Consider the following 12,566-nt stretch of genomic DNA (forward strand, 5'->3'; position numbering starts at 1 on the left):
CAAAAAGAGGCCCGGCATGACCGCCTTCGCTGAGTTGCCCTTGCTGATCGAACCCGCGCAACTGGCCAGCCGCCTGAATGCGCCCGAGCTGATCCTGGTCGACCTGACCAGTAACGCCCGCTACGCCACCGGCCACATCCCTGGCGCCCACTTTGTCGACCCCAAGCGCACCCAGCTGGGCCAACCACCAGCACCTGGTTTGCTGCCAGAGCAGGCTCAGCTTGAACAGCTTTTCGGCGAACTCGGGCATAACCCCGATGCCGTCTATGTGGTGTATGACGACGAAGGCGGCGGCTGGGCCGGACGCTTTATCTGGCTGCTGGATGTGATCGGCCACCAGCGCTATCACTATCTGGACGGCGGCCTGCAGGCCTGGCTGGCAGAAGAGCGCGAGCTCAGCACCGCAGTGCCAGAAGCGGGCGTTAAAGCAATCGCGTTACAGCTACACAGTGCGCCGACTGCGACCCGCGAATACCTGCAAAGCCGCCTCGGCGCTGCCGATCTGGCCATCTGGGATGCCCGCGCACCCAGCGAGTACAACGGCGAGAAAGCCCTGGCGCAAAAAGCCGGGCACATACCCGGCGCCATCAACTTTGAATGGACTGCAGGAATGGACCCAGCCCGAGCGCTGCGCATTCGTAGGGACATCCAGGCACAACTCAATAGCCTCGGCATCACCGCCGACAAAGAAATCATCACCCACTGCCAGACCCACCACCGCTCTGGCTTTACCTACCTGGTCGCCAAGCTGCTCGGCTATCCACGGGTAAAAGCCTACGCCGGCTCCTGGGGCGAGTGGGGCAACCACCCAGACACTCCGGTCGAGCGCTAACCCCCGCAGACCGCCAGCCACTTTTAAGGAACGCCAATGAAAGATCGTCTGTTTATCCTCAGCCAGTACCTGCTGCCGCACCATCTACTTTCGCGCCTGATCGGCTGCGCTGCGGAATGCCGCGCCGGTTGGTTCAAGAATCGCCTGATCGGCTGGTTCGCCAAGCAGTACCAGGTCAACATGAGCGAAGCTCAGGTCGAAGACCTGAGCGCTTTTGCCCACTTCAATGACTTCTTCACCCGCGCCCTGAAAGACGGCGCACGCCCGCTCGACAGCAGCCCAGGCGCCGTGCTCTGCCCGGCCGATGGCGCAGTCAGCCAACTTGGCAAAATCGAACAAGGTCGGATTTTCCAAGCCAAGGGTCACAGTTTCAGCGCGATCGAATTGCTGGGCGGCGATACGGAGCGCGCCGCAGCCTTTATGGGCGGCGACTTCGCCACCATCTACCTGTCGCCCAAGGATTATCACCGCGTGCACATGCCGCTGGCCGGCACGCTGAAAGAGATGGTCTATGTGCCGGGCCGGCTGTTCTCGGTCAACCAGACCACCGCAGAGAATGTGCCCGAGCTGTTTGCCCGCAACGAGCGCGTAGTCTGCCTGTTCGACACCGAGCGCGGCCCGATGGCCGTGGTGCTAGTTGGTGCGATGATCGTGGCGTCGATCGAAACCGTCTGGGCGGGCTTGGTCACGCCCCCAAAACGCACATTGAAAACATTCAGTTACGACGAAGCCGCCCGCGCACCAATTGTGCTGGAAAAAGGCGCAGAACTCGGGCGCTTCAAGCTGGGCTCAACCGCCATCGTGCTGTTTGGCCCGGAACAGGTGCAGTGGGCCGAAGAACTGGCCGCCAACAGCGCGGTACAGATGGGCCAACGCCTCGCCGCGCCACGCAGCTAACCTGCCAAAGCGGCACTGTCAGCCTATGCGGACAGTGCCGTGACGACTGGACAGAGTGAACCTCTGAGCATGAAAACCAGTCACAACAAAGACTTCCAGATGATTTGTGTGTCGCGCCAGCTTGGCACCCCAGCCAAGGACATGGCTGCGAGGCATGCGAGATGCTGCTAGAGTCGAAACATAATTCTTAGACTCACCTGCCTTGCCCGTGTGCTGGAGTATCCGATTTAGATGGATAAACAGAATTCTCACTTGCTACTGCGCGTCACCACGCCGGATAAGCAAAGCCTGTCATTCTGCGACGCCAGTCCTCGTGATCTGAAGAAATGGGTCGACGGCCTGCCCAAAGCCAATATCGGTGAAACCGCACGCCAGCTGTATCAAGCACTGGTTGAACTCAACCAACTGCTGACACCGTCAGAAAATCGCCTGCAACTGCTGGAAATCCTCCGCCCGGAAATCTATTTCGTCTGCAAGCAACTGGAAAAACACTTCCTGAACCAGGCCATCGTCCTTGATGAGCGGCCGCGCAAGGTCGCCAATCTCTGCCAGGCCCTGCAGAACCACCTGGCAATCGGCTACAAGCTGATTGTCGCCCGCCTTGCAGCGCAGCCGGGCCGGGAACGTCACCAGCTTCTTGCCGTCGCGCTGCAGCGCGCCACGCATAGCCTCTGTGGCCCACTGATTCGCGCCAGCCAGCTGTACTGCCCGGTCCCCGAAGGCCTCTGGCTCGAGCTGCACCAGCTGTACCAGATTGCCGTCGCGCGCGGCCTGCACAAGACCATGATCCGTGATGCTCAGGCGCTACATACCCAAGGACTGAGCACCGAACAAAGCTATCTGGTCGCCCTATTGCTCGGCTGCGCCCGCTGCAACCAGATGCGCCAAAGCGCCATTGCTCGCCTTGCCGAAGTGCTCGAGCCCTGGAGTGCGCTGGCCACCCTACAGGCCGGCAATGAGGCGTCCAGCCTGTTCGCTGTTGCGCCGCAACTGGATGGTCCGCCCCGTTATATTTCGCTGTTCCAGCAAACCGAGCTGCACAAAGCGCTAGGGATCGACCCCAGCCAACTGGTCGACGCCATCAAGGAGCACCTGCTGCTGCCGGCCGAGAGCACTGCACAATCACGCCTGACTGTGCCCGAAGGCTTCAGTCACGACATGCTGCAGCATCTGGCCGCAGCCTGGGGCGATATAGCTGAACGCACCTTCCAGCGCAGCCAGGGCCAGGGCGCCCTAAACCTGTGTATTGGTATGAGTGCACTGCATTTCTACCTAGCCGGCAAGCGTCCGTTCAACGAGGTGTTACAAGTACCGGTAACCACCAATGCGGCAGTATTCAAGGCCGATACCGGAGCACCGGATATCTGGTCGAACGCCTTCGATGCACAGAAAAGCAATCAGTGGGAAAACGGCCTACCCTTTGAAGAAATTCAATACAACAAGCCGAATCAGCCCAACGAACCAGTGGAGCTAAGCGGCCAAGAAAGCTACCCGACCTACGAAGTCACCATCGTCAATATCAGCCCAGGCGGCTACTGCCTGTCGTGGCCGAAAGACGTCCCCAACCAACTACAGGCCGGTGAACTGCTCGGTGTGCAAGGCTTGCCGCAACAAGGCTGGAGCATTGCGGTGGTGCGCTGGATTCGCCAGGTCCGTGGTGGTGGTACGCAAATGGGTATCGAGCTGATTGCTCCGCACGCGCAGGCTTGCGGCCTGCAACTGGTACGCAAGGCAGAGCAGAACAGCCAGTACCTGCGCGCCCTGCTACTGCCGGAAATCAGTGCCATCTCCCGACCCGCCAGCCTGATTACTGCCCGCCTGCCATTTCAGGAAGGCAACAAGGTCAGCATCAATCTGAATGGCAATGAACATCGCGCAGTGCTCAGTCGCCGACAGACCAGCACAGGCAGTTTCAACCAGTTCGAATACCGGGGTGTCGAGCAGATCGGCAGTGAGCACGGGAAGCCGGTCACAGCGCCGAAAAGCCGCACGCCAGGCGGGGAGGAAGACTTTGACTCACTCTGGAAGTCGCTGTAGATTGCCGACGCACTCCCTTTTGTCGCCTTTTCGCGCCCGTTCGGCGCAGATTTGATACCACACCATGGCCATTGAAAAAAAAACCATTCGGCTACTGATACTCGAAGACTCGCAGAACGAGGCCGAGCGCCTGGTCAGCCTGTTCCGCAATGCCGGGCGGGCAACACGTGTGCATCGCCTGACCTCCAGCGATGACCTCAACGAGGCCCTGCAGCAAAGCTGGGACCTGTTGATCTGCGCACCAAGCAGCGAACAACTGGCACCGAGTGAAGCGATTGGTGCGATCCGTCGCCAGGCTAAGGATATTCCGGTCATTCAGCTGCTCGCCGACAATGACTCCGACAGCGTCACCGAAGCCCTGATGCTCGGCGCTCAGGATGCATTGCCGCAAGGTGAGGATGAACGCCTGGTATTGGTCGCCAAACGTGAACTGGCCAATCTGGAAGAGCGTCGCGCCCGCCGCGCCTCGGAAGTCGCCCTGCGCGAAGCAGAAAAACGCTGTCAGCTGCTGCTCGACAGCTCCGTCGATGCCATCACCTACGTGCACGACGGCATGCATATCTACGCAAACCGTGCCTATCTGGAACTGTTTGCCTATGAAGATGCCGACGAACTGGAAGGCATGCCGATGATCGACTTGATCGGTAGCAGCGACCAGTCAAGCTTCAAGGACTTCCTGAAGAACTATCAAAGCGCTGAAGGCAGTGCCGAACTCAACTGCGCCGGGATCAAGGCCAATGGCCAGAGCTTCCCGGCGCAAATGAGCTTCTCCCCGGCCACCTACGATGGCGAGCCGTGCATCCAGGTGGTGATTCGCGCGGAAACCGGTAACGCCGAACTGGAAGAAAAGCTGCGCGAAATCAGCAGCCAGGATCTGGTCACCGGCCTGTTCAACCGCACCCACTTCCTCGAACTGATGGACAGTGCCGCCGAGCGCGCGGTGAATGCCGGCCAACCGTCGAGCCTTGCCTACATCCGCGTCGACCGCTACGCCAGCCTGCTCGCCGATATCGGCCTGGCGGGCATCGACATCCTCCTCACCGATCTGGCTAACCTGCTGCGCGCGCACTTCAGCGCCGACGCACAACTGGCACGCTTTGGTGATGACGTATTTACCGTGCTACAACCCGGTGTCAGTCCGGAAAGCACCCGCGAGCCGCTAAACAGCCTGCTGAAAAAAGTCGAAGGGCACCTGTTCGACGTCAGCGGTCGTACCGTACAGAGCACGCTGTCGATTGGCGTGGCCGGTCTCAACGAGAAGACCGCCAAGGCCCAAGAGGTGGTCGACCGCGCTCACCGCTGCGCCGATGAGCTGAATGATGGCAACGCCATCAAGCTGTTCAATCCAGCCGATGAGCTGGCCGCGGCCGCCAGCCGCGGCAACATCGTCGCGATGATTCAGCAGGCCCTGGAAAACAACAGCTTCCGCCTGCTGTTCCAACCGATCATCAGCCTGCGCGGCGACAGCTTTGAACACTACGAAGCACTGCTACGCCTGATCAACCCGCAGGGCGAAGAAATCCCGCCCGCGGAACTGTTCAATGCCGCCAAGGACGCCGGCCTGGCCGAGAAAATTGATCGCTGGGTGATCCTCAACTCGATAAAGCTGCTCGCCGACCATCGCAGCAAGGGCCACAACACCCGCCTGTTCGTGCACCTGTCGAGCGCCAGCCTGCAGGACCAGACTCTGCTGCCGTGGCTCAGCGTAGCCCTCAAGGCTGCACGCCTGCCTTCGGACTCGCTGGTATTCCAGTTCAGCGAACCGGATGCAATTGCCTACCTGAAGCAGGCCAAAGCCATCACTCAGGGCCTCAACGAGCTGCATTGCAAGACCGCGCTGACTCAGTTCGGCTGCTCACTGAATCCGTTCAACACGCTCAAACACCTGCATATCGACTTCGTCAAAGTCGACAGCTCCTTCTCCCAGGACCTGAGCAAGGCGGACAATCAGGAAGCGCTGAAAACGCTACTGGCCAGCCTGCACTCTCAAGCCAAGCTGACCATCGTGCCCTTTGTCGAAAGCGCTAGCGTACTGGCCACGCTTTGGCAGGCCGGAGTCAACTATATCCAGGGCCATTACCTGCAGGGCCCGAGCCAGTCGATGGATTACGACTTCTCGGCAGGCGACGAGTAACTCTTGCGGACAAAGAAAAGCCGACGCATGCGTCGGCTTTTTTATCGCCTTATTCCAGGCCGTCGCGATCGCGAAAGCCGAGCAGATAGAGAATACCGTCCAGACCCAGAGTAGAGATCGCCTGTTTGGCCGATTGCTTGACCAGCGGCTTGGCACGGAACGCCACACCCAACCCGGCGATGGCCAGCATTGGCAGGTCATTCGCGCCATCGCCCACGGCAATCGTCTGCTCCAGACGCAACCCTTCTTTGGCGGCCAGCTCACGCAGCAAGTCGGCTTTGCGCTGGGCATCGACAATCGGCTCGACTGCGACACCCGTGACCAGACCATCAACGATCTGCAGTTCGTTGGCAAACACATAGTCGATGCCCAGCTTGGCCTGCAGTTGCTTGGCAAAGTAGGTAAAACCACCCGACAAAATCGCCGTTTTGTAACCCAGGCGACGCAGCTCGCTGAACAAGGTTTCTGCGCCTTCAGTCAGGCGCAACGAAGCACCGATATCGGCCAGCACGGTTTCCGGCAGGCCCTTGAGCAGCGCCAGACGCTCGCGGAAGCTCGCGGCAAAATCCAGCTCGCCGCGCATTGCGCGCTCGGTAATCTCGGAAACCTGCTCACCGACGCCAGCGGCCTTGGCCAGCTCATCGATCACTTCGGCCTCAATCAGTGTCGAGTCCATGTCGAACACCGCCAGGCGGCGATTACGGCGGAACAGCGAATCGCGCTGGAAGGCGATATCGACATTCAACTCCTGCGCCACGCTAAGGAACTCGGCACGCAAGGCCGCAGGATCGGCCGGCTCGCCCCGCACGGAGAACTCGATGCAGCCCTTGCCCTGCTCGGCCGGCATATCTAACGGCATGCGCCCGGACAGACGGTCGATATGGTCGATATTCAGGTCATAACGCGCGGTAATGGCGCTGACGCGCTGCAGCTGCTCGGCGGTGACCTTGCGAGTCAACAGGGTGACGATATGCCGAGCCTTGCCCTGACCACTGACCCACTGCTGGTAGTCGGCCTCGGATACCGGGGTGAAACGCACCTGCTGATCGAGCTTGTAGGCGGTAAAGAGGATGTCCTTGAGCACCGACGAGGCGCGCTCGTTATCCGGGATCTCGACCAAAATGCCGAACGACAGGGTGTCATGGATCACCGCCTGGCCAATATCGAGGATATTCACCCCGCCCTGGGCCAGCACGCCGGTGATGGCGGCAGTCAAACCGGGGCGATCTTCGCCGGTGATATTGATCAGGACGATTTCGCGCAAGGCTCGGTCTCCAGTACAGCGTCAGGGGCAGCGGCTTGTTGAACAGGTCACAAGCCGTGGAAAAGGCGCACATTCTACCCATTTTCACCGGCAAACAGCCACGCACGGCGCTTTGCCCACCGCGGGGGCGCCGCTATACTGCGCGCCAACTACAGTCGACATGAGCCGAGCTCTGTGAACCGGCCCGCCCCCGTAAAACCCGATAATTTCTTCCTGCTGCTGTTCCAGGCCCTGCGCCAGCGGCGCATTCCCTTGGCGCTGCGCATTGTCAGCCATAGCTTGCTGCTGGTAGCCCTGGCCCTGGTGATTTATGGCTGGGTGATCGGCATGCAGTTCAAGCATGCCATGCAGCAGCAAGCCGAAGCTCTGGGCACCAGCCTGATTACCCAAACGGCTGCCTCGGCGACCGAGCTGCTGGTATCCAACGACATCCTCAGCCTCAACGTGCTGCTCAATAACCTGGTGAAAAACCCGCTGGTGGCACACGCCGCGATCTACAGCGTGGACAACCGCATCCTCGCCGAGGCGGGTTCGCGCCCCAGCCAGAGCATGCTCGGGGAAACCGAAGGGCTGTACTCGACACCCATTACCTTCCAAGAGGTGATCGCCGGGCAACTGCGCATTAGCCTCGACATGCAGCAGTTCCAGCAACCAATGACCATCAGCCTGCAGAGCATGGGCATCCTCAGCCTGATTTTGCTGGCCCTGACCCTGTCCCTAAGCATGCGCCTGGGCCGGCATATCTCCACGCCACTGCTGCAGCTGCGCGTCTGGCTGCGTGACCCGGATGATCCGGCACCTGGCGCAGGCCGTCAGGATGAAATCGGCGACCTGGCACGCCAGCTCCAAGCCCGCCTGGTACCGGAAAAGCCTGCACTGCCAGAAGCTGAAGAAGAGCCGTTCTACGACGAGCCCGCCGCCCTGAGCGACGATGACTACCTGCCCGAATCGTTCGATGATGAGCCGGACTTCCAAGTGCGTGACCTGCGTGATGATCGCTTCGATGAGCGAGACGAGTTGGTCGGGCCGTTGCATGGCGATGACCAGCCATACGCCGATAGCGCAGTGGACGATCCGTTTTCCGAGCTACGCGATCAACCCGAGCATGAAGCCGCGCCAGCCCCCGCGATCCGGCAGCCACTGCCCAGCGCCGCACTGGCGATCCAGCTGGGTGCTCAGGAACAGCTGCGCCGCTTGCCGCGCACCCGTTTGATGGAGCTGCTGCAGCGTTACCGTGATTGCCTGGACCAGGCTGCCAGCCTGTATCAGGGCGAACTGCACACCTTGAGCGACGGCAGCAGCCTGATGCTGTTCCATCAACTGGATATTGGTGAGGACTACCTGACCCACGCCATCTGCTGCGGCGAACTGATGCGCGCCCTCGGTCATGCTCTGCAGATCGAAGTGGCGGACAGCGGTATCACCCTGCAGCTGCAACTGGGCCTGACCCTGGGTGAAAACCTCAGCAACCTCAGCCAGGGCGACCTGCTGCTCAGCGAAACGGCGCAGAACGCTCTGGCGCTGTCACAGCACAGCCGTAACCTGCTGCTGGTCGAGCGCAGCATTGCCGACGATACTCTGGTCAGCCAACGCGCGCGCATTCGCGCCATCGCCAGCCCGCAAGGGGCTTGCTGTGTAGAGCGTTTGCTGGAGCCTTATCCATCGTTGCTGGAGCGCCAGCTGGCGCGCATGCACGAAAACCACTAATCCGACTCAACAAAAAAGCCCGCCTGATTGGCGGGCTTTTTTGTTGGCGGCGCTTAGAAGCGGAATACTTCGCCTTCATCACGCATTGGCTCAACCACCGGGATACGCGGTGGCGCAGGCGGCGCAGGTTTCACCGGCGCTGGCTTGCGTGGCGGCTCAGCCACGACCGGGGCGGGCTTGCCATGGGTTTCCACTGCAGCGGCTAATTGCGCCACCAGTTGCTGCACCACCAGGCTTTGCGCACGCACCTGATCGACGATGCTGCCGCTGTGGGCCTCCTCCAGGCGCACCAGACGCCCGTCGAGTAGCTTGCCGTCGGCACCGGCCAAACGCCACTGCGCCTCCAGTACAGCCGGGCGCTGCGGACCGGAATCCAAGCGGGTGATCGACACGCCCAGACGCACCTGCGGTACAAAGCCTGCAGTCGCCGGTGCCAGTACCAGGCGCTGGCTGTTCAAGCGCGAGGCCAGCTGGCGCAGCAGCTGCTGATCGATATCCGCCGCCAAACTGCCGGCCCAACGCGCATCTTCGGTGGCGGTTAAGCTGCCATCGGCCTGGCGTTGCAACAGGGCTTCGCGCTGCAAGTAATCGGCAACCGCCACCGGCCCGAGCAGCACAGCAATGCCTTGCTCGGCAGCAGGTACACGGATTTCGCCGCTGTCGAGTTGATACAACGGCGCTTGCTGATAACGCATACAACCCGTCAGGCCAAGCGCACCGGCCAATAGCAAAATTCCGGGGAAACGCAGTGCAGTCATCTCACTCATCCAACCGGCCAGTCTGCCGGCGTGCATACACATTAGGTGCAGGCGGTTCACTTACGTGACCCGCCTTACGGCCGCGTATCATCCTTGAAAGCCGCTCACGACTCCAGCACAGCACTGTGCCGACATGCGTCTGGCGCCGCCGCAGCCTACCCCTGGACTTCGACCAGCAGGCTGTCGACCCGCTGGAAGCCGCGCGGAAGCTTGTTGCCGCGCCGGCCGCGCTCACCTTTGTAGTGCTCCAGGTCATCGGCCTTGAGCGACAGCGTACGCTTACCAGCCTGCAACACCAGCGTCGCACCAGCGGGCAGCACAGCCAGATCGGTGAGGTATTCCTCACGCGAGGCAACCCGCTCACCGGGAATACCGATGATCTTGTTGCCTTTACCTTTACCCAGTTGCGGCAGATCGCGCACCGGGAACAGCAGCAAACGGCCTTCCGTGGTTACCGCCGCCAGCCAGTCCTCTTCACGATTACCCAGCGGTTTCGGCGGCACCACCAGCGCGCCGGCAGGCAGGCTGAGCAAGGCCTTGCCGGCCTTGTTCTTCGCCTGCAGGTCTTCACCCTTGACCACAAAGCCGTAGCCGGCGTCGGAGGCGATCACATACAACGCATTGTCATCCGGCAGCAGCACGCATTCGAAGGTCGCACCCGGCGGTGGCGTCAGGCGACCGGTCAACGGTTCGCCCTGGCCACGGGCAGATGGCAGCGAATGGGCGGCCAGCGAGTAGCTGCGTCCGGTGGAATCAATAAATACCGCGTACTGGTTCGAACGGCCCGGCGCGGCAGTCTTGAAGCCATCGCCAGCCTTGTACGACAGACCAGTGGCGTCGATATCGTGGCCCTTGGCGCAGCGCACCCAGCCCTTCTCGGAAATTACTACTGTGACCGGCTCGGTCGGCATCAGCTCGGTTTCGCTCAGCGCCTTGGCTTCGGCGCGGGCAACGATCGGCGAACGGCGGTCGTCGCCGTACTTCTCGGCGTCGGCCAGAATTTCCTGGCGCACCAGCTTCTTCAGTTTGGTCTCGCTGCCGAGCAGGGCCAGCAGCTTGTCGCGCTCCTTGGCCAGCTCGTCCTGCTCGCCACGGATCTGCATTTCCTCAAGTCGTGCGAGCTGACGCAGGCGGGTCTCAAGGATGTACTCGGCCTGAATCTCAGTCAGGCCGAAGCGCTCCATCAGCACCGGCTTGGGCGAGTCTTCGGTGCGGATGATGCGGATCACTTCGTCGAGGTTGAGGAAGGCAATCAAGCGGCCTTCCAACAGGTGCAGCCGGTGCTCGACCTTGTCCAGACGGAACTGCAAGCGCCGACGTACGGTACCGACGCGGTACTGCAACCACTCGGTGAGCAGGGTGCGCAGGTCCTTGACCGACGGCTTGCCGTCCAGGCCAATCACGTTGGTGTTGACCCGGTAGCTGGACTCCAGCTCGGTGGTGGCGAACAGGTGCTGCATCAGCTCGTCGGCATCCACGCGATTGGAGCGCGGAATAATGACGATACGGCAGGGATGCTCGTGGTCCGACTCATCGCGCAGGTCGGCGACCATTGGCAGCTTCTTCGCCTGCATCTGCGCGGCAATCTGCTCCAGCACCTTGGCCCCGGAGACCTGATGCGGCAGCGACGTCACCACCACATCGCCGTCCTCGACGCGGTATACGGCGCGCATACGCACCGAGCCCTTGCCGGTTTCGTAGATCTTCAGCAGGTCGCTGCGCGGCGTGATGATTTCCGCTTCAGTCGGATAATCCGGGCCGAGAATATGCTCACAGAGCTGCTCGACCGTGGCATTCGGCTCGTCCAGCAGGCGAATACAGGCCGTCGCAACCTCACGCAGGTTATGCGGCGGCACGTCGGTGGCCATGCCCACGGCGATACCGGTGGTGCCGTTGAGCAGAATATTCGGCAGGCGCGCCGGCAAGGTCGCTGGTTCATTCAGGGTGCCGTCGAAGTTCGGCACCCAGTCCACGGTGCCCTGGCCCAGTTCGGTAAGCAGCACCTCGGAATAGCGCGACAGGCGCGCCTCGGTATAACGCATGGCAGCGAAGGACTTGGGATCATCCGGCGCACCCCAGTTGCCCTGGCCGTCGACCAGGGTGTAGCGGTAGCTGAACGGCTGCGCCATCAGCACCATGGCCTCGTAGCAGGCGCTGTCGCCGTGCGGGTGGAACTTGCCGAGCACGTCACCGACGGTACGCGCCGACTTCTTGTGCTTGGAGTCGGCGTCCAGACCCAGCTCGCTCATGGCGTAGACAATGCGCCGCTGCACGGGCTTGAGGCCGTCACCGATATGCGGCAGCGCGCGGTCCATGATCACGTACATGGAGTAATTGAGGTAAGCCTGCTCGGTAAAGTCGGCAAGGGAACGGCGTTCAACACCGTCCAGGCTCAAATCGAGGGATTCGCTCATGCGTGCCTCATTGCAAAGTGGATTGGCGCAGCATCAAGGTGCCGCCGCGCTGGGTAAATTCGAGTTGTTTCAGGGCACTCATGCCCAGTAATACGTCATCGCCGCCCATGCCCGGGGCGATCAAAGCCTCTACATCGGTCAGTACGATATCGCCCAGCTGCAAGCGCTGCAGGCGCGTACGGTGCGCTGTGGCGCGGCCATTGGCGGTGCTGATGGTGATTGCCGCGCCTGCCTGCAAACCTAGGCGCTGCGCCACTTCAGTTGGCACCGCGACCTGCGTCGCACCGGTATCGAGAAGGAACGTCACATCCTCGCCATTGATCTTGCCGCCGGCCATATAGTGGCCCTGACGGCTGCTGGCCAGGTGCACTTCGACATAGCCGCTGCCATGCAGCGACTCAGGTGCCTGATTGGGGTTGCGCTGAGCGTCCTCCCAGTCACCAAAAAACTTGGTCGCCAGCAACAGCGCCGCACACCAGGCCAGCACCAGCATCACGCGCCCGGCACGCTTGCCCGCAGGCTG

At 61.4% G+C, this 12,566-nt stretch carries 9 protein-coding genes; 5 read left to right on the forward strand and 4 right to left on the reverse strand.

Annotated elements, in window-relative coordinates:
* The first annotated feature begins 16 nt into the window (after positions 1-16).
* The 4 genes from RHP75_RS18350 to RHP75_RS18365 all read left to right on the forward strand — a co-directional run bounded on the left by RHP75_RS18350 (position 17) and on the right by RHP75_RS18365 (position 5,900).
* A complete protein-coding gene (locus RHP75_RS18350) occupies positions 17-832 on the forward strand; it encodes a rhodanese-like domain-containing protein (protein ID WP_311089446.1) in 816 nt (271 codons plus the stop codon).
* Positions 833-868: 36 nt separating this feature from the next.
* Positions 869-1,729 carry an archaetidylserine decarboxylase gene (gene asd / locus RHP75_RS18355; protein ID WP_311089447.1) on the forward strand — a complete coding sequence of 287 codons (861 nt, stop codon included), beginning with the start codon at positions 869-871 and terminating at the stop codon, positions 1,727-1,729.
* Positions 1,730-1,960: 231 nt separating this feature from the next.
* On the forward strand, positions 1,961-3,766 hold the full coding sequence (locus RHP75_RS18360) for a molecular chaperone (RefSeq protein WP_311089448.1): 1,806 nt from the start codon (positions 1,961-1,963) through the stop codon (positions 3,764-3,766).
* A 64-nt stretch (positions 3,767-3,830) separates the two neighbouring features.
* Positions 3,831-5,900 (forward strand): EAL domain-containing protein, encoded by a 2,070-nt coding sequence (locus RHP75_RS18365; protein WP_311089449.1) that lies wholly within the window; start codon positions 3,831-3,833, stop codon positions 5,898-5,900.
* A gap of 49 nt (positions 5,901-5,949) precedes the next feature.
* On the opposite strand, the gene serB is transcribed toward RHP75_RS18365, so the two are convergent.
* Positions 5,950-7,164 (reverse strand): phosphoserine phosphatase SerB, encoded by a 1,215-nt coding sequence (gene serB / locus RHP75_RS18370; protein WP_160013015.1) that lies wholly within the window; start codon positions 7,162-7,164, stop codon positions 5,950-5,952.
* A gap of 174 nt (positions 7,165-7,338) precedes the next feature.
* Here serB and RHP75_RS18375 point away from each other — a divergent pair, with 174 nt between their 5' ends.
* Positions 7,339-8,871: an AhpA/YtjB family protein gene (locus RHP75_RS18375; protein ID WP_311089450.1), complete on the forward strand. Its 1,533-nt coding sequence runs from the start codon at positions 7,339-7,341 to the stop codon at positions 8,869-8,871.
* Positions 8,872-8,924: 53 nt separating this feature from the next.
* Here the strand turns inward: RHP75_RS18375 and RHP75_RS18380 are convergent, their stop codons facing one another.
* The 3 genes from RHP75_RS18380 to RHP75_RS18390 all read right to left on the reverse strand — a co-directional run bounded on the left by RHP75_RS18380 (position 8,925) and on the right by RHP75_RS18390 (position 12,536).
* Positions 8,925-9,629 carry an ABC-type transport auxiliary lipoprotein family protein gene (locus RHP75_RS18380; RefSeq protein WP_311089451.1) on the reverse strand — a complete coding sequence of 235 codons (705 nt, stop codon included), beginning with the start codon at positions 9,627-9,629 and terminating at the stop codon, positions 8,925-8,927.
* A 155-nt stretch (positions 9,630-9,784) separates the two neighbouring features.
* Complete coding sequence (parC, locus tag RHP75_RS18385) at positions 9,785-12,043, reverse strand: DNA topoisomerase IV subunit A (RefSeq protein WP_311089452.1); 2,259 nt, start codon at positions 12,041-12,043, stop codon at positions 9,785-9,787.
* A 7-nt stretch (positions 12,044-12,050) separates the two neighbouring features.
* Positions 12,051-12,536, reverse strand: a complete 486-nt coding sequence (locus tag RHP75_RS18390; protein WP_409079749.1) for a TIGR02281 family clan AA aspartic protease — start codon at positions 12,534-12,536, stop codon at positions 12,051-12,053.
* Positions 12,537-12,566: the final 30 nt, after the last annotated feature.

It is taken from the genome of Pseudomonas sp. SG20056, from assembly GCF_031764535.1.
GTDB lineage: Bacteria > Pseudomonadota > Gammaproteobacteria > Pseudomonadales > Pseudomonadaceae > Aquipseudomonas.

Coding starts and splice junctions, on each gene's coding strand:
- RHP75_RS18350 (WP_311089446.1), top strand. CDS start 17: ATGACCGCCTTCGCTGAGTTGCCCTTGCTGATCGAACCCGCGCAACTG.
- asd (WP_311089447.1), top strand. CDS start 869: ATGAAAGATCGTCTGTTTATCCTCAGCCAGTACCTGCTGCCGCACCAT.
- RHP75_RS18360 (WP_311089448.1), top strand. CDS start 1,961: ATGGATAAACAGAATTCTCACTTGCTACTGCGCGTCACCACGCCGGAT.
- RHP75_RS18365 (WP_311089449.1), top strand. CDS start 3,831: ATGGCCATTGAAAAAAAAACCATTCGGCTACTGATACTCGAAGACTCG.
- RHP75_RS18380 (WP_311089451.1), bottom strand. CDS start 9,629: ATGACTGCACTGCGTTTCCCCGGAATTTTGCTATTGGCCGGTGCGCTT.
- parC (WP_311089452.1), bottom strand. CDS start 12,043: ATGAGCGAATCCCTCGATTTGAGCCTGGACGGTGTTGAACGCCGTTCC.
- RHP75_RS18390 (WP_409079749.1), bottom strand. CDS start 12,536: ATGCTGGTGCTGGCCTGGTGTGCGGCGCTGTTGCTGGCGACCAAGTTT.